The 22,070-nt window shown below is 61.3% G+C and carries 21 protein-coding genes, 2 tRNA genes and 1 pseudogene; 18 read left to right on the forward strand and 6 right to left on the reverse strand.

The features are described 5' to 3' along the window. Positions 1 to 75: 75 nt before the first annotated feature. Complete coding sequence (locus ACIPSK_RS30945) at positions 76 to 633, forward strand: TetR/AcrR family transcriptional regulator (RefSeq protein ID WP_162119232.1); 558 nt, start codon at positions 76 to 78, stop codon at positions 631 to 633. Positions 634 to 642: 9 nt separating this feature from the next. On the opposite strand, the gene ACIPSK_RS30950 is transcribed toward ACIPSK_RS30945, so the two are convergent. Further along, positions 643 to 4,167, reverse strand: a complete 3,525-nt coding sequence (locus ACIPSK_RS30950) for a PAS domain-containing hybrid sensor histidine kinase/response regulator (protein WP_162119233.1) — start codon at positions 4,165 to 4,167, stop codon at positions 643 to 645. Positions 4,168 to 4,372: 205 nt separating this feature from the next. Here ACIPSK_RS30950 and mscL point away from each other — a divergent pair, with 205 nt between their 5' ends. The 5 genes from mscL to ACIPSK_RS30975 all read left to right on the forward strand — a co-directional run bounded on the left by mscL (position 4,373) and on the right by ACIPSK_RS30975 (position 10,715). Beyond that, positions 4,373 to 4,810, forward strand: a complete 438-nt coding sequence (gene mscL / locus ACIPSK_RS30955) for a large conductance mechanosensitive channel protein MscL (RefSeq protein WP_162119234.1) — start codon at positions 4,373 to 4,375, stop codon at positions 4,808 to 4,810. A 123-nt stretch (positions 4,811 to 4,933) separates the two neighbouring features. Next, positions 4,934 to 6,100 carry a pyridoxal phosphate-dependent aminotransferase gene (locus ACIPSK_RS30960; protein ID WP_162119235.1) on the forward strand — a complete coding sequence of 389 codons (1,167 nt, stop codon included), beginning with the start codon at positions 4,934 to 4,936 and terminating at the stop codon, positions 6,098 to 6,100. A 378-nt stretch (positions 6,101 to 6,478) separates the two neighbouring features. Continuing rightward, positions 6,479 to 7,513 carry a UDP-glucose 4-epimerase GalE gene (gene galE, locus ACIPSK_RS30965; protein WP_075224277.1) on the forward strand — a complete coding sequence of 345 codons (1,035 nt, stop codon included), beginning with the start codon at positions 6,479 to 6,481 and terminating at the stop codon, positions 7,511 to 7,513. 109 nt (positions 7,514 to 7,622) lie between these two features. Further along, entirely contained in the window at positions 7,623 to 9,584 is a 1,962-nt protein-coding gene (locus ACIPSK_RS30970) for a putative bifunctional diguanylate cyclase/phosphodiesterase (RefSeq protein ID WP_162119236.1), read from the forward strand. Positions 9,585 to 9,665: 81 nt separating this feature from the next. Further along, positions 9,666 to 10,715, forward strand: coding sequence for an enoyl-CoA hydratase/isomerase family protein (locus tag ACIPSK_RS30975; RefSeq protein WP_162119237.1), 1,050 nt, complete (start codon positions 9,666 to 9,668; stop codon positions 10,713 to 10,715). A gap of 11 nt (positions 10,716 to 10,726) precedes the next feature. On the opposite strand, the gene ACIPSK_RS30980 is transcribed toward ACIPSK_RS30975, so the two are convergent. Both ACIPSK_RS30980 and ACIPSK_RS30985 read right to left on the reverse strand, forming a co-directional pair. Beyond that, positions 10,727 to 12,784 (reverse strand): ATP-dependent helicase, encoded by a 2,058-nt coding sequence (locus tag ACIPSK_RS30980; protein ID WP_162119238.1) that lies wholly within the window; start codon positions 12,782 to 12,784, stop codon positions 10,727 to 10,729. A gap of 107 nt (positions 12,785 to 12,891) precedes the next feature. Further along, positions 12,892 to 13,158: a hypothetical protein gene (locus ACIPSK_RS30985; RefSeq protein WP_162119239.1), complete on the reverse strand. Its 267-nt coding sequence runs from the start codon at positions 13,156 to 13,158 to the stop codon at positions 12,892 to 12,894. 160 nt (positions 13,159 to 13,318) lie between these two features. Here ACIPSK_RS30985 and ACIPSK_RS30990 point away from each other — a divergent pair, with 160 nt between their 5' ends. Then, complete coding sequence (locus ACIPSK_RS30990; protein ID WP_162119240.1) at positions 13,319 to 13,579, forward strand: BON domain-containing protein; 261 nt, start codon at positions 13,319 to 13,321, stop codon at positions 13,577 to 13,579. Between the two features lie 110 nt (positions 13,580 to 13,689). Then, the gene (locus ACIPSK_RS30995; RefSeq protein WP_162119241.1) at positions 13,690 to 13,950 is read left to right on the forward strand and encodes a hypothetical protein; all 261 of its coding nucleotides are present in this window, start codon (positions 13,690 to 13,692) and stop codon (positions 13,948 to 13,950) included. A 249-nt stretch (positions 13,951 to 14,199) separates the two neighbouring features. Here the strand turns inward: ACIPSK_RS30995 and ACIPSK_RS31000 are convergent, their stop codons facing one another. Next, a complete protein-coding gene (locus ACIPSK_RS31000; RefSeq protein WP_162119242.1) occupies positions 14,200 to 14,442 on the reverse strand; it encodes a DUF982 domain-containing protein in 243 nt (80 codons plus the stop codon). Between the two features lie 699 nt (positions 14,443 to 15,141). After that, a tRNA-Thr gene (locus ACIPSK_RS31005) sits at positions 15,142 to 15,216 on the reverse strand. 153 nt (positions 15,217 to 15,369) lie between these two features. Here ACIPSK_RS31005 and ACIPSK_RS31010 point away from each other — a divergent pair. The 10 genes from ACIPSK_RS31010 to ACIPSK_RS31055 all read left to right on the forward strand — a co-directional run bounded on the left by ACIPSK_RS31010 (position 15,370) and on the right by ACIPSK_RS31055 (position 21,437). Further along, a complete protein-coding gene (locus tag ACIPSK_RS31010; RefSeq protein WP_162119243.1) occupies positions 15,370 to 15,564 on the forward strand; it encodes a hypothetical protein in 195 nt (64 codons plus the stop codon). Between the two features lie 107 nt (positions 15,565 to 15,671). After that, positions 15,672 to 16,964 (forward strand): UDP-N-acetylglucosamine 1-carboxyvinyltransferase, encoded by a 1,293-nt coding sequence (gene murA / locus ACIPSK_RS31015; protein ID WP_017966944.1) that lies wholly within the window; start codon positions 15,672 to 15,674, stop codon positions 16,962 to 16,964. A 123-nt stretch (positions 16,965 to 17,087) separates the two neighbouring features. Next, positions 17,088 to 17,519 (forward strand): DUF2948 family protein, encoded by a 432-nt coding sequence (locus ACIPSK_RS31020; protein ID WP_162119244.1) that lies wholly within the window; start codon positions 17,088 to 17,090, stop codon positions 17,517 to 17,519. 56 nt (positions 17,520 to 17,575) lie between these two features. Beyond that, complete coding sequence (gene hisD, locus ACIPSK_RS31025) at positions 17,576 to 18,874, forward strand: histidinol dehydrogenase (RefSeq protein WP_162119245.1); 1,299 nt, start codon at positions 17,576 to 17,578, stop codon at positions 18,872 to 18,874. 4 nt (positions 18,875 to 18,878) lie between these two features. Next, on the forward strand, positions 18,879 to 19,352 hold the full coding sequence (locus tag ACIPSK_RS31030; RefSeq protein WP_003545319.1) for a UPF0262 family protein: 474 nt from the start codon (positions 18,879 to 18,881) through the stop codon (positions 19,350 to 19,352). Then, positions 19,349 to 19,834: an arsenate-mycothiol transferase ArsC gene (locus tag ACIPSK_RS31035; protein WP_170262281.1), complete on the forward strand. Its 486-nt coding sequence runs from the start codon at positions 19,349 to 19,351 to the stop codon at positions 19,832 to 19,834. Before ACIPSK_RS31030 ends, ACIPSK_RS31035 begins: the two co-directional genes overlap by 4 nt. A gap of 122 nt (positions 19,835 to 19,956) precedes the next feature. Beyond that, positions 19,957 to 20,175, forward strand: coding sequence for a translation initiation factor IF-1 (infA, locus tag ACIPSK_RS31040; protein ID WP_003545338.1), 219 nt, complete (start codon positions 19,957 to 19,959; stop codon positions 20,173 to 20,175). A gap of 37 nt (positions 20,176 to 20,212) precedes the next feature. Next, entirely contained in the window at positions 20,213 to 20,833 is a 621-nt protein-coding gene (locus tag ACIPSK_RS31045; RefSeq protein WP_003556345.1) for a Maf-like protein, read from the forward strand. Between the two features lie 136 nt (positions 20,834 to 20,969). After that, positions 20,970 to 21,182 carry a DNA gyrase inhibitor YacG gene (yacG, locus tag ACIPSK_RS31050; RefSeq protein ID WP_012755993.1) on the forward strand — a complete coding sequence of 71 codons (213 nt, stop codon included), beginning with the start codon at positions 20,970 to 20,972 and terminating at the stop codon, positions 21,180 to 21,182. A gap of 179 nt (positions 21,183 to 21,361) precedes the next feature. Next, positions 21,362 to 21,437 (forward strand) — tRNA-Phe (locus ACIPSK_RS31055). A 110-nt stretch (positions 21,438 to 21,547) separates the two neighbouring features. Here the strand turns inward: ACIPSK_RS31055 and ACIPSK_RS31060 are convergent. Continuing rightward, positions 21,548 to 22,070: pseudogene (locus ACIPSK_RS31060) on the reverse strand (hypothetical protein); the annotation flags it as partial.

Genomic DNA, 22,070 nt, shown 5'->3' on the forward strand with positions numbered 1-22,070 from the left:
CAAATTCTTTGCGTTAATAGGTCTGTCAAAGATTTTGAACCATCGGCATCAAGGAGAGAAAGTCGGGTTGCCCGCATGACAGTGAAAGAGAATCTCCGTCCGGGCGGCAGAAGCGCCCGGGTTCAGGCATCGGTGCACAAGGCGGTTCGTGAGCTGATGACCGAGATGAGCCGCGCCGAGGTGACGATCCCCCTGATCGCCGGCAAGGCGGGGGTGACGCCATCGACCATCTATCGCCGCTGGGGCGACCTGCAGGAGCTTTTCGCCGATGTCGCCGTCGATCGGCTGCGCCCGGATATGCAGCCGGTCGATGCCGGCAATGGCAAGGCCGATCTCGAAGCCTGGGCCGAGCAATATGCCGAGGAAATGTCCTCCGGCCCGGGCCGCGAGATGATCCGCGACGTGCTGGCGGCGCAGGCGGGCGCAAATGCCTGCAAATGCGCTGAATTTACCCGCCAGCAGATCGGCGTCATCGCCGAGAGGGCAAAGGCCCGCGACGAGGTCTTTCCGGATGTCGATCGCGTCATGGACCAGGTCGTGGCGCCGATCATGTACCGCATCCTGTTCGCTGACGTGCCGGATGCAGCGCGCGTGCGCGATCTGGTCGCCCGTGTCATGGGCGCGACGGACTGAGCGGATCTCTTACTCCGCGGCGGCGCGCTTGAGGCCGGAAATCTGGGTGATATAGGCGCGCAGTGCTGCCGGCCGCACCGGCTTGTGCTGAACGGCGATGCCGTATCGCTCGGCCTCGCTACGAACCTCCGGCGTGCGGTCGGCCGTGATCAGTAAAGCGGGAATATCGGCGTCGAACTGCCGGCGCAGATGCAGGATAGCGGCAATGCCGGTGCCGTCGCCGAGGTGATAATCGGCGATGACGATATCTGGCGGCCCGTCGCGACCGTCGCTTGATATCACGTCGGCGAGACAATCCAGCGCCGCCACCTCGCAGCCCCAACCGCTGATCAACAGCCGCATGCCCTCGAGGATCTTCGGCTCGTTGTCGATGCAGAGGATTTTCAGCCCGCTCAGCGGCTGCCCCGGACGGTCGGCGGGCGTGACTGCCGCTAGCGTCTCGGCTGGGCGCGAGACGTCGAGCGGCATGGTGATTCGGAATTCCGTGCCCCTGCCATGCGTCGAGTGCAGCTCGACCGGATGGTTGAGCACGCGGGCGATGCGGTCGACGATCGAAAGGCCGAGCCCGAGGCCGGAGGCGGTTTTCGCGCCCTCGTCCAGTCGCGCGAATTCCTTGAACACGGTGCGGAATTTCGATGGCGGAATGCCGATGCCTGAATCGATCACCTGGATGATCACCTGGTTGCCGCGCCGCCGCGCGCCGACCAGCACCTTGCCGCTGATCGTGTATTTGATGGCGTTGGAAACGAGGTTCTGCACCAGCCGGCGCAGCAGGTTGGGATCGGAGCGGACGCGTAGCGATGTCGGCATGACCACCAGCTTCAGCTGTTTTTCGCGGGCGATCGGCGCGAAATCGGTCTCGATACGCTTCAGCAGGTCGGAGAGCGCGACGGAGGCAAGCCGCGGTCGCATGGCGCCGGTATCGAGCCTGGAGATATCGAGCACCGCGCCGAGAATGGTCTCGACCGATTCCAGCGCGGAATCGATGTTGCGCACGATCAGGCTGTTGTCGGATTGCGCCATGCGCTCGACCAGCGCCGAGGAATAGAGCCTGGCTGCATTGAGCGGCTGCAGGATATCGTGGCCGGCGGCGGCAAAAAAGCGTGTCTTGCCGATATTCGCCTCGTCGGCAGCGGCGCGTGCCTCGCCGAGTTCGTGGTTGACGCGGGTAAGCTCGGCCGTACGTTCGGCAACGCGCTGCTCCAGAGTCTCATTCGCCTGTTTCAGTGCCTGGTCGGCACTCACGCGCTGGGTGATGTCGGTGAAGGTGGCGACGATGCCCTTGTCGGGCATGGCATTGGAACGCACCTCGATGATCCGCTCGCCGCCGCCGAGCACCAGCGAAAAGGGTTTGTCGAGCGTCAGGAAATGTCGCACCGTCTGGCTGAGATCGCCGGGCGCAATGTCGCCGCGCTGGCTGAGCGTGGTGACGATATCGGACAGGGGAAAACCGACCTGGCCGGCACTTTCCGGCAGATCCAGCAATTGCCGGAAGCGCCGGTTCCAGATCGTCAGCCGGTTGGAACTGTCGAAGACCGCAATGCCCTGGTCCATCTGCGAAAGTGCCGTCTGTAGCATGTCCTGATTATATTGCAGTGCCTCGCTCGCCTGGTCGAGCAGCCAGGCGGTGTCGGAAGAGGCATCCTCGATCTTCTGCAGGATCAATGACAGCACTAGCCGAGCCGAGGACGAGCCGATGGCGCTGCCGAGCAGCTGTTCGCTGAAATGGATGAGCGCCATGTCGGCCGGTTGCTCGTCCTCCAGCTTGCGGCCGGAGCTCTGTTCGTAGGTCGTCAGTGAGCGCTGCATGCGCTCTTCGCCGAGATAGCGCGAGATCGCCGCCTTGAGATCGCCGACGCTGATGCGGGTCTTCCAGCCGCGCGTGGCAAATTGCGAGCGCGAATGCCGCTTGACGAAGATGCCGGCCTGGATGCGTTCCAGCGGTCTGGCGTTGCGGGTGAGCGAGCCGACAATAAAGAAGGCGGTGTTGACGAGCAGGCTCATCGCTGTCGTATTGACCAGCGGATCGGCGTCGGCTGCGGTGAACAATGTCGTGCCGGGGAAGATGAAGCCGAGCACGGCGCTCGCCACATAGGAGTAATCCGGGCCGCCGAGCGAGGGCAGGAACAGCAGGTAGATCCAGATGACGAAACCCGAGGTCAGCCCGAGGATCGCGCCGCGCGCGTTCGCCCGCCGCCAGATCAGCCCACCGAATAGCGCCGGGGCGATTTGCGCGATCGCGGCAAAGGAAAGAAGGCCGATCGAGGCAAGGCCGGCAGTGCTGTCGGTCGAACGGTAATAGGCGTAGCCGAACAGCAACACAGCGAAAATGGCGCTGCGGCGGATGTTAAGCAGTGTCTTGGCGAAATTGTCGCGCTGGCTGGCGCGGCCGGCGAGTTTGCGCCTGAGGAAGATCGGCATGATGATGTCGTTCGACACCATGATCGACAGCGCGACGGAATCGACGATGACCATCGCCGTTGCCGCGGAGAAACCGCCGATGAAGATGATCAGTGAAATCAGAGGCATCTGGCCGGCAAGCGGCAGCGACAGCATGTAGAAATCGGCATTGCCGCTGCCGCCGAAGGTCAGCAGCCCGCCGATCGCCACCGGCAGCACGAAGAGATTGATCGATATGAGATAGGTGGGAAACAGGAAGCCCGCGAGTTTCAGCTGTTTCGGAGTTCGGTTTTCGACGACCGTCACGTGGAATTGCCGCGGCAGCAGGATGATCGCAAAGGCCGACAATAGGATCAGGGTGATCCAGCGGCTGATCGGCGTATGGTAGCTGAGCGCCGACATCACCAACTCATTGTCGACGGTCTTGCGCCAGAGATCGCTCGGGCCATCGAAGAGAAACCAGATGACGCAGACGCCGGCCGTCAGGAAGGCGACGAGCTTGACTACCGATTCCATCGAGACGGCGAGGATCAGGCCATCCTGATGCTCCGTCGCATCCGTATGCCGCGTGCCGAACATGATGGCGAAGCAGGCAAGCACCAGCGTTGCGACGAGCGGCAGGTCGAGGAAATAGAGATTGCCGCTGCCGATGCCGTAATCGGACGGATTGACCATGGCGCTGACGGTGCTGGAGATCGCCTTGAGCTGCAGCGCAATATAAGGAATGGCGCCGATCAGCGAGATCAATGCGACGATCGTTGCGACCGTCGAGTTCTTGCCGTAGCGGGCGGCGACGAAGTCGGCAACCGATGTGAGCTTCTCCGCCTTGGCGAGCTCGATGATGCGGCGAAGCAGCGGCATGCCGAGCGTGAAGACCAGGATGGGGCCGATATAGATGCCGGCAAATTCCAGACCCCGCTGCGCCGCAAGCCCGACGCTGCCGAAGTAGGTCCAGGAGGTGCAGTAGATCGCAAGGCTCAGCGCGTAGACCACCGGCCATCCGCCTTCCAGCCTGCCCGGGCCGCCTTGCCGCGTGCCCTGGCCGCGGTTCTTGCGGTCGCCATAGCTTGCCACGGCGAAAAGCAGGAGCAGATAGCCGAAGGCAGACGCGAATATGACCCAGCCTGGAAGCATTGACCCTCCGCCGGCGGAAAACCCGCCGGGACCTCCGCAACGTGGCTCAGCTTAAGTTATTTCAGACGCTTTGGAAATTCCTGGCCGTCTAGGCCTTAAGTCAAAGACGGGTGAGGTTCAGGCGGAGAATTGCGATTGACGATTGATTAATTGCAATGAAGATGTAGCTAATAAAAACAACTGTATCGAAGGGAGACGGACTCCGATGCTCAATGAGTTCAAGGCCTTTATCGCCCGCGGCAATGTCATGGATCTTGCAGTCGGCGTCATCATCGGCGGCGCCTTCGGTGGCATCGTCAAATCTTTGGTGGATGACCTCATCATGCCGATCGTCGGCGCCATTTTCGGCGGCTTCGATTTTTCGAATTACTTCCTCCCGCTCTCGTCGGCCGTCAACGCACCGACGCTTGCCGCCGCCCGCGCTCAGGGAGCGGTCTTTGCCTATGGCAGTTTCCTCACCGTGCTCATCAACTTCCTCATTCTCGCCTGGATCATCTTCCTGATGGTCAAGGGCGTGAACACCATGCGTGCGCAGGTCGAGCGCCAGGAAAAGGCCGCACCGGAAGAGATGCCACCACCGCCGGCAGACGTTCAACTGCTGACGGAAATCCGCGATCTTCTCGCCAAGCGCCCGACGGCTTGATCCGGGGTGGAGCCCGTCCGCTCCGAGCGGCGCTCAATCATCACGAAAATCGATAAGCCATCACTTGTTATCATGGAATTTGCCGGTGCAAATCCGCTATGAAGGCGGAAACCGGAGATGTGCATGTCGATCGTCAGCAGCCTCAGCCCGCGCGCCCTGGCGGCGCCCGAAAGCGGGATCGTCGAAGTCGTCAATTACGCCCGTGGCCGCGAGGGTCTGCTGCCGCTCTGGGTAGGCGAGGGCGATCTTCCGACGCCCGATTTCATCAGCCGCGCGGCAATGGAGGCGCTTGCATCAGGCGAGACCTTCTACACCTGGCAGCGCGGTATTCCGGAGCTTCGCCAGGCGCTTTCGGATTATTACAGCAGACATTTCGGAATCCGGCTTCCAGTCGAACATTTCTACGTCACCGGTTCCGGCATGCAGGCGATCCAGATCGCCGTGCAGGCGCTGACCTCGCCGGGTGACGAACTGGTTTACCTCTCACCTTCCTGGCCGAACATCGCCGCCGCTCTCGAAATATCCGGTGCGTGCTCCGTTGGTGTCGAGCTGCAGTTCGAAGGCGGTAAATGGGCGGTCGATCTGAACCGTATCGAAACCGCGATCACCCCGAAGACAAAGGGCATCTTCATCAACACACCGTCGAACCCGACGGGCTGGACGGCAACGAAGCAGGACCTCGGCGATATCCTGGCGCTTGCCCGCAGGCACGACCTCTGGATCATGGCGGATGAAATCTACGCCCGCTACTATTTTGCCGGCGGCCGAGCCCCCTCTTTCCTCGATGTGATGGAAGAGGGTGACAAGGTCATCTTCGTCAATTCCTTCTCGAAGAACTGGTCGATGACCGGCTGGCGCGTCGGCTGGATCGTTGCACCCCCTGAGATGGGCCAGGTGCTCGAAAATCTCATCCAGTATTCGACTTCGGGTGTGGCGCAATTCATGCAGAAGGGCGCCGTTGCGGCCCTTGATCAAGGCGACGATTTCGTCGCTGCCAATATCGCCAAGGCGGCTCGCTCCCGCGATATTCTCTGCGATGCGCTTGTCGCCACCAACCGCGTCGAGACGCTGAAACCGGATGGCGCGATCTATGCCTTCCTGAAGATCGACGGCGTCGCCGATAGCCGCAGTGCAGCGCTCGATATCGTCGACAAGACTGGCGTCGGCCTTGCCCCCGGAACCGCTTTCGGCCGAGGCGGCGAACTCTTCCTGCGCGCCTGTTTCCTGCGCGACCCCGCGCAGGTGGCCATCGCGGCCGAGCGCCTCTGCGACTATATTCTCAAGCTCTGACATCGTCTTCATCCAGGGCCCAGGAGATCGGCGAGGGCCGCCCCTCACCCTAACCCTCTCCCCGTAAACGGGGCGAGGGGACGTGCTTTACGAGAAGGGAGCGAGAAATGGAGAGGTTGCGGCGATCCCCCTTCGCCCCGCGAGCGGGGAGAAGGTGCCGGCAGGCGGATGAGGGGCAGCCATCAGCCGCGAATGCCGCGATTTTGTGCCGGAATCGCCGGATCGATAAAACTCTAGCAAAGCCCGAAATCGGCCTCTAACCACGACTCCAAACATACCCGTTCAAGGGCCGTCCAATGGCCGTTCGATAAGAAAATTGGAAAGAAAAACCGGCGCCTGATGCCCCTGCTTATAAAAACGAAAGCAGGGACGCGGGACATGGCGGTTTTGGTGACGGGCGGGGCCGGATATATCGGCAGTCACATGGTTTGGGCGCTGCTCGATGCGGGCGAGGACGTGGTCGTGCTCGACCGCCTCTCCACGGGCTTTCGCTGGGCCGTGGCGCCGGCGGCGCGTTTCTATCTCGGCGACATTGCCGATCCCGACATATTGAAAAAGGTCTTCATCGAAAACGACATCGAGGCGATCATCCATTTCGCCGGCTCCGCCGTCGTCCCGGTCTCGGTCGCAGATCCGCTCTCCTATTACGACAACAATTCCGGCAAGACCCGGGCGCTGCTGAGCGCTTCGGTCAAGGCCGGTATCCGTAACTTCGTCTTCTCCTCGACGGCGGCGGTCTACGGTCAACAAAAGACCGACCTGCCGGTGAAGGAGACGGCCCCGCTCAATCCGGAAAATCCTTACGGCCAGTCGAAGCTGATGACCGAGTTCATGCTGCGCGATGCCGCCGCCGCCTATGATTTCAACTATGTCGCGCTGCGCTATTTCAACGTCGCCGGCGCCGACCCGCATCACCGCGCCGGCCAGTCGACTTCAGGCGCCACGCACCTCATCAAGGTCGCCTGCGAGGCAGCGCTCGGCAGGCGCGACAGCGTCAATGTCTACGGCATCGACTATCCCACCCATGACGGTACCGGCGTGCGCGACTACATCCATGTCAGCGATCTCACCGATGCGCATCTGAAAGCGCTGCAGCACCTGCGCAGGGACAAGGGCTCGCTCGTTGCCAATTGCGGTTATGGTAGCGGCTATTCCGTGCTCGACGTGCTGAACATGGTCACCCGCCTGCACGGGCATTCCTTCAAGATCCACATGGCGCCGCGGCGCGCCGGCGATTCGGCAAGCGTCGTCGCAGACGCTTCGCTCGCCCGGCAGGTGCTCGACTGGAAGCCCAGATACGATTCGCTGGAAACCATCGTCCAGAGCTCGCTCGATTGGGAACTGTTCCTGTCGAACAAGAGTGTCGACGACCTGCATAGCATCCACCGGGCACTGGCCGCCGCTTCGTTCTGATGTCAGAAGCATGTTTACCGTCCCCGCGCCTGCGGGGATCGCATGCCGCGACGTGAATAAGGAAAAATCAAGCTTTCTCTGGCTGGCTCTGGCCGACGGAAAGGAGAAGATGAAGAACTTTCTGGCCTCATTGCAGCTGCAAAAAGACAATCCGACGCTTCTGACGGCGCAGTTCCGGGCCTTGTCGTCGCAGATCCCCATTCTCTACGTCCTGCTGATCATCAACGCTCTTGCGGTGGCGATCACCCACCTCAAATCCGCCCCCCTTTGGCTCTCGCTCTACATTCCGGTGGTCTTGAGCGTCGTCTGTGTCTTCCGTCTCTGCTGGTGGGAGATCCGGGGCAAGGAAGATGTGACCGCCGAGCGGGCCTACAGGCTGATGAAGGTGACGATATCGGGGGCCGGCATGCTGGCTGTTGCTTTCGGCGGCTGGGCGATCGCGCTCTACCAATATGGCGATGCCTCCCAGCAGGGGCAGATCGCCTATTTCCTCGTCGTGACAGGCATTTCCTGCATCTTTTGCCTGATGCACCTGCCGATGGCGGCGGCGCTGACCACGGTCATCACCTTCTCGGCCATGATTGCGACCTTCTTGTTCTCGGGCAATCCCGTTTTTGTCGCGACGGCCATCAGCGGCATCTTCCTGATCCTGCCCTTCCTCAGAGTGATCAACAGCTATTTCCAGAATTTCGTCGGTCTCGTGCAATTGACCGAGGAGCTGAAGCAGAAGCAGGCGGAAGCCGAGGAACTGAACCGCGTCAATAGCCGCAACGCCCTGCATGACCAGCTGACCGGCCTTGCCAACCGCCGCAGCTTCTTTCTCTCGCTGGAACAACGGCTGCAGAAGAATCCGTCCGCGCCGCCCGTCCTCGGCATTCTCGATCTCGATGGCTTCAAGCCCGTCAACGACGTCTTCGGCCATGCCGCCGGCGATCTCGTGCTCAAGGAGACGGCCCGCCGCTTCGTCGCGCGGGTCGGCGAAGAGGGCATCGTCTCCCGTCTCGGCGGCGATGAGTTCGGGATCATCTTCCCCTGCTCGATGACACGCCAGGCGATCGCCGATCTCGGTCAGGCGCTCTGTGCTGCCGTCCGCGACCCTTTCGAAATCCCCGATGGCTCGGTCCGCGTCTTCGGCTCCTGCGGCATCGTCTATCCCGATATCGGCACATATACCGCCGAGGATCTCTACGAGAAAGCGGATTTCGCCCTCTACCAGGTCAAGAGCAAGCGCAGCAGCGGCGTCGAATTCTTCTCGGCCGAGCACGAGAAGATCCTGACGCAGCGCCACCTGATCGAACTCGAACTGCAGGCGAACGATTTCGCCAAGGAATTGAAACTCGACTATCAGCCGATCGTCGAATTGAAGAGCGGCCGCGTCGTCGCTTACGAGGCGCTTGCCCGCTGGGATAGCGCCCGCTTCGGCCGCATCAGCCCGGACGCCTTCATCCCCGCTGCCGAGCGCACGGCAGTCATCGGCCGCATGACACGCATCCTCTTCGCCAAGGCGCTCGAAGCGCTGGCGATCATTCCACGGCATCTCAGGCTGTCCTTCAATCTCTCGGCGCGCGATATCTGCGATCACGAGACCTCGATGGCGCTGCTTGCCATGATCACCCGCTCCGGCATCGATCCCAGGCGCATCGAATTCGAGATTACCGAGACGGCGCTGCTCTCCGATTTCGACGCCGCCGACCAGGTGATATCAATGCTGCGCGCTGCCGGCATCTCGATCGCGCTTGACGATTTCGGCACCGGCTATTCGAGCCTCAGCCATATTCATCGTCTCGCCTTCGACAAGCTGAAGATCGACAAGTCTTTCGTGATGAATTTCGATCGCGACGCCCGTTGCATGAACATCACGCGCTCGGTCGCCAATCTCTGCCAGAATCTTGGCATTGCCTCCGTCGCCGAAGGCGTCGAAAGCGAAGAGATTGCCGAGGGATTGAAGGCGATGGGCGTTCGCCTGGCGCAGGGCTATCATTTCTCGCGGCCGCTGCCGCTGGAACTTGCCATCGATTACGCCGTCCGGTGCGAGGCCGAAGCCTCCGCCCGCAATTCGCTGTCTGCCTGAACCAATCTCCCGACCGGACTTGAATCGACTGGAGCGAAGCTACGTCGTCGTCTATTCATGGTCGTAACAATGAGGTGAACCATGCAAGGCGAAGTCATCATTGAACAGCGGGGGACTGCGGGCGTCATCCGCCTCAACCGGCCGCGGGCGCTGAACAGCCTGACCCTGCCGATGATCGGTGCGATCACTGCTTCCCTTCATGATTTTGCCGGTGACCCCGAGGTGGCATGCGTCGTGATGACGGGAGAGGGCGAACGCGGCTTCTGCGCCGGCGGCGATATCCGCGCCCTGCATGAGAGCGCCCGCGCCGGCGATGGCCTCGCAGGTACCTTCTGGCGCGAGGAATTTCGCCTCAACCATCTGATTGCCGCCTATCCCAAACCCTATGTCGCGCTGATGGACGGCATCACCATGGGCGGCGGCGTCGGTCTGTCGTCGCACGGCCGCCACCGCATCGTCACCGAGCGCACGCGGCTGGCCATGCCCGAAACCGGCATCGGCTATGTCCCGGATGTCGGTGCCACCTGGCTGCTGCCCCGTGCGCCGGGCGAGGCCGGAACATGGCTCGGCCTGACAGGGCTCGATATTGGTGCGGCCGATGCGATCCACGCCCGCCTTGCTGACCTTCAGATCGCCTCGTCGCGGCTCGGCGAGGTGGTCGACGCTCTCTCCGGCCTGCCGCGCGCCAGCTCATCCGGCGATGTCGATGCCACGCTGCAGGCGCTTTCGGAGCCCGCGGGAGAAGGGCGGCTCAAGCAGAACGCAGCGACGATCGATCGCGCATTTCGGTTCGACAGCGTCGAGGAGATCCTGGCAGCACTCGCCGAGGAGGAGGGTGAATTCGCCGCCGAGACGCGCCGGGTGCTGCTGACGCGTTCACCGACCAGCCTGAAGCTCGCTTTGCGGCTGCTGAGAGCCGGCCGCCGCAGTACCTCGCTTGCAGAATGCCTCGGCCGCGAACTCGGCGCCTGTCTGCGGATGCTGGATAATCCGGATTTCTTCGAGGGCATCCGCGCCGCCGTCATCGACAAGGACCGCAATCCGAAATGGTCGCCGGCATCAGTCGAGGCCGTGGAGTCAGCAAGGCTCGAGGAATTCCTGAAACCGGCCGAGCCGCCGCTTTCACTCTGAACGCTAGTCAGTTATCGCCACATGCCGCGCATGCGGGCGCCGACATCGATGCGCACCTGCCGCGCCTGCGCTTGAGCGGCCTCCGATTTCCCCTGCGGCCAGTTGCAGGCCTCGAAGAACTGCAGCAGGGTCGCGGGAATGAAGCGGCTGCGGGAGGCATAGACGTGCCGGTCGCCCTGCGAGTTCTGCCCATAGGTGAAGAAGCGTTGCGGCACGACGAGGTCGAGACCATCCCGGGCGCGTGTCATGGCGACGTAAAGCAGCCGGCGTTCCTCTTCGATTTCGGCGGTGGTGCCGACGGCGAGATCGCTCGGTATGCAGCCGTCGACGACGTTAAGCATGAACACCTTCGTCCATTCCTGGCCCTTGGCGGAATGGATTGTGGAAAGGATGAGGTAGTCATCGTCGAGAAGCGGCACGCCTGCCTGGTCGCTGGTCGCATCCGGCGGATCGAGGGTGAGTTCGGTCAGGAAACGCTCGCGCGAGGCATAACCGCCGGCGATCTGTTCGAGCTGCAGCAGATCGGCCTGCCGCGTCGCTGCGTCCTCGTGCAGCCGTTCCAGATGCGGCGCGTACCATTGCCGCGCCAGGCCGATTTCCGCCGGCCAGCCGGCCTTGCCGGTCTTCAGCTCCTGCAGCATCGAAACGAACATCGTCCAGTCCTCGCCCGAGCGTGGCGGCGCCGGCATGGCAGCAAGAGCAGAAATCGGACTGGCATCCTCGGCCATCAGGTCGAGCGTCTTCTGCGCCGTCGACGGCCCGACGCCCGGCAGGATCTGCATCAGCCGGAAGCCCGCCACCCGATCGCGCGGGTTCTGCGCGAAGCGAAGGGCGGCCAGCATGTCCTTCACATGCGCGCTGTCGAGAAACTTCAGCCCGCCGAACTTGACGAAGGGAATGTTGCGCCGGGTCAACTCGACCTCCAGCGGCCCGCTGTGATGCGAGGCGCGGAAGAGTACGGCTTGCTGCTTGAGCGTGAGGCCTTCCTCGCGATTGTCGAGCACCATGTCGGTGATGTAGCGCGCCTGCTCGGCCTCGTCGCGCACCGTGACCAGGCGCGGCCGCTCGGAGGATTGCCGCTCGGTCCAGAGGTTCTTGGTAAAGCGCTCCGAGGCGAGATCGATAACGGCATTGGCGGCGGCGAGGATCGGCTGCGTCGAGCGGTAATTGCGATCGAGCGTGACGATATTGGCCGCCGGGCTGAAGGCGGCGGGAAAATCGAGGATATTGCGCACCGTCGCCGCGCGGAAGGAGTAGATCGACTGCGCATCGTCGCCGACCACGGTCAGCCCCTGGCCTTGGGGCTTCAGCGCCAGCAGGATCGAGGCCTGCAACCGGTTGGTATCCTGATATTCGTCGACCAGCACATGGTCGAAGCGGCTGCCGATATCCTCGGCAATGACAGTCTCGCCGACCATCTGCGCCCAGTAGAGCAGCAGATCGTCGTAATCGAGCACGTTCTGGCTCTGTTTGGCCTCAACATAACAGGCGAAAAGTTCGCGCAGCTGTTTCTCCCACGCCGCGCACCAGGGAAAGACGTCCCGCAGCACGAGGTCGAGCGCGGTTTCCGAATTCACTGCCCTGGAATAGATGGCAAGGCAGGTGCCCTTGGTGGGAAAGCGGCTTTCCGTCTTGGAGAAGCCGAGGTCGTGCCGGATCAGGTTCATCAGATCGGCGCTGTCTTCGCGGTCGTGGATGGTGAAATCCGGATCGAGGCCGATCTGCTGGCTATAATCGCGCAACAGCCGCGCGCCGATGCCGTGGAAGGTGCCGGACCAGGAAAGCGCATCCGCCATGACGCCGGCATTTGCACCAAGCACATCGCGGCAGATGCGCTCGACACGCCGCGCCATCTCGGCGGCTGCCCGACGCGAGAAAGTCATCAGCAGGATGCGGCGGGGATCGGCGCCTTTGACGATGAGATGGGCGACCCGATGCGCCAATGTATTCGTCTTGCCGGAACCGGCGCCGGCAATGACCAGCAGCGGCCCGGCAATATGGCTGCCGTCGATGAGCGTGCCGTGCTCGACGGCCATGCGCTGCTGCGGATTGAGCTTTTCGAGATACATCCAGCCGTCCGGTCGGGCTCCCGCAGAATCACTGGGGAAAGATTAGATGTTCCTTGAATGTTCGCTATTGCCCTCCCTGTCAAGCGATCTGGCGCGCTGGCAAAATCTCAGTCGGGAAAATCCGGGCCGATCTCGCGCCGCACCAGCTTCAGGCTGCGGTCGGGCTGAAGGATATAGGTTTCCTCAACGCGCTGGCCGGTTCCGTTGTAGAACTGGTTGTAGACGACGCTGCCGACCGGCGATTTGCTGAGCTTGGTTCGCGGCTGGCCGCCATAGGTGATGCTGCCCGGAATGGGTTCCAGCGCCGGCCTATCGGCCGAGGAGCAGCCGGCAAGCAATGCCCCGGCAAACAAGGCGGGCAGAAGCGCTTTCATCGTCATCATCCCACATTCGACTGCAGCCAGATATGGAAGCCGCGGCGCCTTTCGCCAAGGATCGTCCATGCCAGGGTCGACGGGAAATAGCCCAGCGCACCGCAACGAAATGCTTTGCCGAGGCGTTAACGGATATCAACTGACATCAGGAGAGGCCACTGTGCTCGGCTTTGCAGCATTCACGAACCATGAGGAATCCGGCCGTCAGGATCACAGCGACGCGGCGACACGCGCCTCGGTGGAGAGCGCCCTTCATGCCGCCGACGATATCGAAGTGGCGGAAATCATCGTCGACATATCGGGCTCATATGTCATCCTGGAAGGTTTCATACGCCGGCGGGGTGATGTCGAGCGGGCGATCGAGATTGCCGAGAGCGTCGTCGGCCGAGGCTATGTGCGCAGCCGCCTGCTGCGACGCTGAAATCGTAAGATGGTGCCCCGGCCCTCTGCTCACCTGTCCTTGCGATGCATAAAGGGAACCAAGTGCTCTCCCGCGTGTTGAAATGCCGGATCTAAACGCTGGAGACCCTCATGTCGTTGCTTCTTCGCCTTTGGACAATCACCTTGATTTCAGGCAGTGTCTTTGCCGGCTCCGCCTACGCCTCGCTGGAAACCGGCACAAATTATTCCGCTTTGCCGAAGGACCAGATCGCCCTCAACGAATATACCGGGGCCATCGCCTGCACGCCGGCAGAGCCTCAGTATTTGCCGTCCTTCATCCGCGCATCGGATGGCACGATCATCGGTGTCGGTTATATCGAAGTGGAGAGTGAGGGCGGCGCGGACTGCTGAGGCGTCCGTTTTGCTCGGACGAGGCTCGCCTGCGTTTCCGCAGAGGTGACGAGCCTCTAACCATCATCATGATGGCTGGTCGTCTTCTATGAATACACCTGTACCGGGCGCAACGCCCTTTGCACCAAAACCCGGCACGCATTTGTTGCAGGGTTAAACCAAAATTAAAGCCCAAAATTAAAGCATTGTCCCGTTCCGGCACGCTTGCGCGCCAGAAGGCGAAAATCGCCGAAATTCCTTGCCGAACTGCTAATGCAGCTTCAGCTTCGCTTCTTCGGCGGCCGCCAGGAACTCGGCTCTTGCTTCTTCCACGCTCTTGCGCCCGTCGAGCGCCGCCCGGCAGGCACTGCGGGCCTTGATGTAGTGAAGCCCGCGCACACTCGGCCAGAGATCCGCCAGGCACTTCAGCGCATCGAACGGCCCATTGACCGTTCGCGCATCGGCATCTTCGAAACCAACCTTGACCGGGCTGTTCCATCTTTCAGTTGCCATCGACACTCCTCCACGATTTTCGACAGAAAAGAAGCGCAACATCTCCCAGTTCCTCCGGGGAGACTTTGCGATAGTTACTCTAGCGTGATTTTTGCGGTCAACAATAGTGAATCGTTGATTGCTGATGAGACGAAATGTCTGCCTGCGGGTGAGGTTGCGTGCGCACGCAGGCCAAGAGGAATTTTTACCGGTCGCAAATAAGTTGTATAGCGCCGGCGCGCTGCCGTCGCTACCATGTTCGGCAAGCTGAGGGGGCTCCGACATGGTTTTAGATCGAAAATTGATCCAGGCTGCTTTTCTCTGCTCGGCGCTATCTACGCCGGCTCTCGCGCACGGTGCAGCGATATCAGCCGAAGATGCTTTCCTGACGCGTATTTCTACTGAGGTTGTTCCGAGAATGCAGCGGAAATATATGGACCGTGCCATCTGCCGCATTGTGTGTGCGATAGACATAGCTGCCTTTCGCGCAAGTTTGCTGTTAGCAGAGTCATTAGAGCAATGGTATGTGGAAGGTATATCTGACGGAGTTCCGAAGGTAACTGTCGATCTGCTTGAACGGTGGGAGTTGTCGCTGTCCATGCCTTATTATCTCGACGTAACCGAAATTCCCGATTGTGCTCATCGGAGCCTACTGCTTCCCACTTGTCATTGAGCTTCGACGAGCGCAGACGAAACAATGTGGACTACCTGCTGGAAAACTGGTGCTGCCGAGTGGGATTGAACCACCGACCTCACCCTTACCAAGGGTGTGCTCTACCACTGAGCTACGGCAGCAGGACCAGACCGCGGAGCCGAGCGGCTCAATTGCGGGAACGGGGCGGCTATTGCCACAGCTTGACGACAAGCGCAAGCCGCAAAATCAAACTTCGCGTGGATAGAGATGCAAGGGACTTTTGGATTGGCGCGAATTCAGCTAATTCTGCTCACATGAACGACAAGACCGAAACCGGCCAGAAGAGCCGTAAAGAGGCGATCGAGGCACAGGCGAAACTGCGCCGTGAACGCGCCGCCGAAAAGCTCAGGGAAAATCTGGGGAGACGCAAACAGCAGGTCCGCGCCCGCCGTTCCGGCCAAGCCGACGAAACAAATGGACTGCCCGCCGCAAAAATGGACGAATCGTAATGTTCCGTCCGTCGCGAATTGAAGCGTGTCGATAAATCCCCTAAACACCTCACTCCTTATTTCAAGGCAGAACTTTCAGGAAAGGCGGGCGCTGCCCGTAAGCGCACATGGATCGTATCAGAATCGTCGGCGGTAATGAGCTGAATGGCATCATTCCGATTTCCGGCGCCAAGAATGCTGCACTGCCGCTGATGATCGCCTCGCTTCTGACCAGCGACACGCTGACGCTCGAAAACGTGCCGCACCTGGCCGATGTCGAGCTGCTGATGCGCATCCTCGGCAACCACGGCGTCGACGTCGCCGTCAACGGGCGGCGCGAGCGCCAGGAAGACTCCTATGCGCGCACGATCCATTTCACCTGCCGCACCATCGTCGATACCACCGCATCCTATGAACTGGTCTCGAAGATGCGCGCCTCCTTCTGGGTCATCGGGCCGCTCTTGGCGCGCGAAGGCCATTGCCGCGTTTCGCTGCCGGGCGGCTGTGCCATCGGCACGCGCCCCGTCGATCTCTTCATCGAGGGCCTGACGGCGCTCGGCGCGACCATGGAGATCGATGCCGGTTATATCAACGCCAAGGCGCCTGCCGGCGGCCTGATCGGCGCACGCTACACCTTCCCGAAGGTCTCCGTCGGCGCCACCCATGTGGTGATGATGGCGGCAACGCTTGCCCGCGGCACGACTGTCATCGGCAATGCCGCCCGCGAGCCTGAGGTCGTCGATCTCGCCAACTGCCTGAACGCCATGGGCGCCAAAATTACCGGCGCCGGCACGGCGACGATCACCATCGAAGGTGTCACCTCGCTCTCCGGCGCTCGCCATCGCGTTCTGCCGGATCGCATCGAGACCGGCACCTATGCCATGGCCGTCGCCATGGCCGGCGGCGACGTCGTGCTCGAAAATACCGACATGGCGTTGCTCGAAACCGCGCTTGAAACGCTGCGCCGCGCCGGTGCGGAAATCTCGTCGACCAACAACGGCATGCGCATCAAGCGCAACGGCGCCGGCATCAGACCGGTCGATATCGTCACCGATCCTTTCCCGGGTTTCCCCACAGATCTGCAGGCGCAGTTCATGGCGCTGATGACCCGTTCTTCCGGCGTCTCGCATGTCACCGAGACCATCTTCGAAAACCGCTTCATGCATGTGCAGGAGCTTGCCCGCCTCGGCGCCAGGATCTCGCTGTCCGGCCAGACTGCGAAGATCGAGGGTGTCCAACGCCTGCGCGGCGCGCCTGTTATGGCGACCGATCTGCGCGCCTCCGTTTCGCTCGTCATCGCCGGTCTTGCCGCCGAGGGCGAAACCACGGTCTCCCGTGTCTATCACCTTGACCGCGGTTTCGAGCGGCTCGAGGAAAAGCTGACCCGCTGCGGCGCCATCGTCGAGCGCATCAGCGAATGAGGAGAGGGTGCTAAGGCGCCCTTTATCCTGGTTGCGTAATTGGCCGCGGCGCCTTATTTCCCTTGTCTGACGCATCGCCATTCCGGCGGTGCCCGGCCTTGGCCGCCAATGGGATGAGACGGAATGACCGACCTGAAACTTGTTGCGCTCGATGACGAGGATCTTGCGATCATTTCCGCGCATATGCAGGACAGCGTCTTCAAGGTCGGCGACATCGACTGGTCGCCGCGCGACGCGCAGTTCGCGCTTGCCGTCAATCGTTTCGTCTGGGAAGGTGCCGAGCGCAAGCGCAGGGGTTTCGAGCGCCGCCGCACAGCCCTTGTTTTCAAGCGCGTGCTTGCCGTCCGTTCGCTCGGCATCGATCGCGGAAAACGCGACGAGGTGCTGTCGCTGCTGGCGCTGCGCTTCGAAAAGAAGGGCGAGGGGCCTGATGGTACGGTCGAGCTGGCGCTGTCGGGCACGGCGTCGATTGCGCTCGATGTCGAATGCATCGAGGTCCAGATGGCCGATATCGGCGGCGCCTGGGCGGCTGTCGCCAAGCCTCGCCACCGCTAGTGCTTGACGCCTTGAGTTTGAACATCGCAGTTTCGAGTTGAGAAGGAATATCGGCCTTGGCAATCTGGCTGGATCAGGCATCGGAAGGTTTCGAGCAGCATTTTGCCGCCTTTCTGACGACGAAACGTGAAGTCTCCGAGGATGTGAACATCGTCGTTCGCGCCATCATCGATGATATCAAAGCTCGCGGCGACAGCGCGTTGGCCGAATATTCGCTGAAATTCGACGGCATCGATTACGCCAAAATCCCGATGCGCGTCACATCAGAGGAAATCGACGCCGCCGTCGAGGCGGTGCCTTCGGAAGTGTTGGGGGCGCTGAAGCTCGCGGCACTGCGCATCGAATCCCATCATCGCCGGCAGCTGCCGAAGGACGATATCTACGAGGACGATATGGGCGTCGGTCTCGGCTCGCGATGGACGGCGATCGAAGCGGTCGGGCTCTATGTTCCGGGCGGCACCGCGAGCTATCCAAGCTCAGTGCTGATGAACGCCGTGCCGGCCAAGGTCGCCGGCGTCGATCGCATCGTCATCGCCGTTCCCGCCACCGGCGGCGCCGTCAACCCGGCGGTTCTTGCCGCCGCCAAGCTTGTCGGCGTCACGGAGATTTATCGTGTCGGCGGCGCCCAGGCGATCGCGGCTCTTGCTTACGGCACCGAGACGATCGCCCCAGTCGCCAAGATCACCGGCCCCGGCAATGCCTATGTCGCCGCCGCCAAGCGCCATGTCTTCGGCACCGTCGGCATCGATATGATCGCCGGCCCTTCCGAGGTTTTGGTCATTGCAGACAAGGACAATAATCCGGATTGGATCGCCGCCGACCTCTTGGCGCAGGCTGAGCACGACGTTAGTTCCCAGGCGATCCTGATCACCGACGATGCCGCATTCGGCAAAGCGGTGGAGCAGGCGGTCGAACGCCAGCTGAAGACGCTGACCAGGGCCGAGACGGCGGCAGCGAGTTGGCGCGATTTCGGCGCGGTCATCCTCGTTGCCGATCTGAAACAGGCCATTCCGCTGGCAAACCGTATCGCTGCCGAGCATCTGGAACTCGCCGTCGCCGATCCGGACCGGCTGCTCGACGGCATTCGCAATGCCGGCGCGATCTTCATCGGCGCCCATACGCCTGAGGTGATCGGCGATTATGTCGGCGGTTCGAACCATGTGCTGCCGACGGCGCGGTCGGCGCGCTTCTCCTCCGGTCTTTCGGTGCTCGATTTCGTCAAGCGCACCTCGATCCTGCGTCTCGGCCCGCAGCAGCTCCGCACCCTCGGCCCGGCGGCGATCGCCCTTGCCGTTTCCGAAGGCCTAGATGCCCATGCGCGATCGGTCGCGATCCGCCTCAACCTCGAAAGGTGAGGGCATGGCGAAGGGCGATTTCCGGCTTTGCGACGTCGTCCTTGACGATACGATCGGCCGTTCGACGCCCGACGTCGAGCATGAACGCGCCGTCGCCATCTTCGATCTGATCGAGGAGAACAGGTTCGAGCCGCTCGGCCATGCCGGCGGGCCTTACCGGCTGAACATCTCGCTGGTCGATTCGAAGCTGGTTTTCGCCATCACCACCGAAGAGGGTGGCGGCGTCGCCACCCATATCCTGTCGCTCACGCCCTTCCGGCGGATCGTCAAGGATTACTTCATGATCTGCGAGAGCTATTACGAAGCGATCCGTTCGTCGACGCCGAGCCGCATCGAGGCGATCGACATGGGCCGGCGCGGCATCCACAATGAAGGCTCGCAGACGCTGAAGGATAGGCTGGCCGGCAAGATAGAGGTCGATTTCGATACCGCCCGGCGCCTTTTCACGCTGGTCTGCGTGCTCTACTGGCGCGGATGACGGCGATGGAGCGCGCCGTCGACATCGAAGAGGGAAAGCGGCCAGGCGCCATACTCTTCATGTGCGGGATGAATGCCATCCGCTCGCCGATGGCAGAAGCGATCGCCCGTGGTATTCTGCCCGCCAATACTTATATCAGGTCCGCTGGCGTTCGCGCCGGCGAGCGCGATCCCTTCGTGGATGCAGTGCTCGAGGAGATCGGGCTTTCCCTCGGGCGCCGCCAGCCGCAGACGCTGGAAGAGCTCGAGGACGATTATTTCGATCTGATCATCACGCTGTCGCCGCAGGCCCATCACGCAGCACTCGAACTGACGCGGTCGAGTGCGGTCGATGTCATCTACTGGCCGACCATGGATCCAACGGTTGCGAGCGGAACGCGCGAGCAGATTCTGCAAAGCTATCGCGAGGTCCGCGATCACCTGGCCGGCCTCATCGAAAGCCGGCTACTCAAGCGAAATGGCATTGCCGCGCAATCGGCATGAAAACAAATAAAGGAAAGCCTGATCAACAAGGTTCACAAAGCTTCGTTGATTGTGTAGTTTCCGCCCAAATTTCAAGGCGCGCGCTGCGCTGCCTATTCAACTCACAGGAAGAAAACACTTATATGCCTAAAGAAGAAGTCCTCGAATTCCCGGGAATTGTCACCGAACTTCTGCCGAATGCGACGTTCCGCGTGAAGCTCGAAAATGAACACGAGATCATCGCCCACACCGCCGGTCGCATGCGCAAGAACCGCATCCGCGTTCTCGCTGGCGACAAGGTGCTTGTGGAAATGACGCCCTACGATTTGACCAAGGGCCGTATCACCTACCGTTTCAAATAAGCTTGCCCCACTCCCGTCTGCCGATGGTCGAGGTTCCATGGCGCTGAAATACAAGCTCATTCTGGCCTCGGGCTCGCCCCGTCGCGTCGACCTGCTCAACCAGGCCGGCATCGAGCCCTCGCGCCTGATGCCGATGGATATCGACGAGGCGCCGAAGAAATCGGAGCATCCGCGGTCGCTCGCCCGCAGGCTTTCGGCTGAGAAGGCGGAAGCAGCCCTTGCCGCCATCAAGGGCGATATCACCTGGAAGGGCAGCTATATCCTGTCTGCCGATACGGTGGTCGCCGTTGGACGGCGCATCCTCGGCAAGGCTGAGTTCGCCGATGAGGCGTTGAACTCGCTGCATCTTTTGTCGGGACGCAACCATATGGTCTACACCGGCGTTTGCCTGGTGACGCCGGATCGAAAGATCCGTCAGAAGATCGTCGAGACCAAGGTGCGCTTCAAGCGTCTCTCCGGCTTCGAGATCGAGAACTACCTGGCCTCCGGCCAGTGGCGCGGCAAGGCAGGCGCCTATGGCATTCAGGGCCTTGCCGGCACCTTCGTGCAGAAGATGGTGGGCTCCTACACCAATGTCGTCGGCCTACCGCTTTATGAAACCATTCTGCTTCTGACCGGCGAAGGCTTCGATGTGCATAGCCGGTGGCCCGAGGGCTAAGCCCGACCGGCCGATGCTTAAAGCGCGCCACGATCTTTCAGATCCGCGCGTCGCGCTTTAAGGCTTTGTTTTTACGCATGTCGTTGTCGCAAAACCGCGACACACTTTTACGCGACATGCTTTAGGACGGACCGATATGCCTGAAGACAAGAAAGCCGCCGCCAAGGTCGAACCGCTACGCAAGACCCGCCCTTGCCCCGAATGCGGCAAACCTTCCCACCGCGAACATTACCCCTTCTGCTCCAACCGCTGCCGCGAGGCCGATCTCTCCCGTTGGCTGACCGGCGCCTATGCCATTCCGGTTGCCGACGATGAGACGAAGGCCGACTATCCGGATGAGGAAAACTAGAGAATTCCGCCCGCGAAGCTCTTATTTTTCCTCATGAATCCGCAAAGCCGGCAAGACCGTCAAAAAAGAGTCATTTGACGCTTGCCATGGGCGAACAAGATGCTATAACCCCGCTCGCTTCCGGGGTGAACCAAGGCCCCGCGGTTCTTTTCTTGAAAAGAACCATTGGAAGCAGGTTAGCCCAGGTAGCTCAGTTGGTAGAGCAGCGGATTGAAAATCCGCGTGTCACTGGTTCGATTCCGGTCCTGGGCACCATTCGGCCCCCTAAAACCAATGTCATATACACACTATCGGAATAGTGGAGATATTTCAGTGGCTTAGTCTATGCCTCACGCCTGATATGCAGGGGGGAGCACTCGCCTCTGCTAGGCCGCGCGCTTCGGTTCGATCGCAAAGGGGCTGAGCCCCAGCCATGTCTGCATTTTCTTTGCGATATCATGGTCGCCGGTCAAGGCGACCTTCGCTCCGGCCTTCTCGACCGTGACCAGCCCCATCCAGATTTCGGTCATGGTGTGCAGGTCGGTCGAAACATAGAGGTCAACGTCGAATCCCGGATCGTACCAGCACAGATCGACCTCACCATGCTTTTCGACGATCAGCCACCACGACCGTTTGGACGCCGGCAGGTCCTGATACAGAAATTGTATCACCGTTCTGCCCTCGGGTAGCGCTAGGGCATATACATAAGTCGGTGCGACGGATTGACTCGGTTTGCGGGGGTCGGATTCCTTTACTGCGGGCCGTATGATTGTTTTGGCGATGTTTTGATTTGGGAGCGTCGCCGATGGATGTAGGGCATGATTTTTCGTTGGGCCGGTTTGGAGATCGTCGTCTCGATAAAGGGGGGCGGTGCTGCTCCGTCGCATTGTGCTGCGCGAGACGGTTTGC

Source organism: Rhizobium sp. LARHSG275, assembly GCF_052871115.1.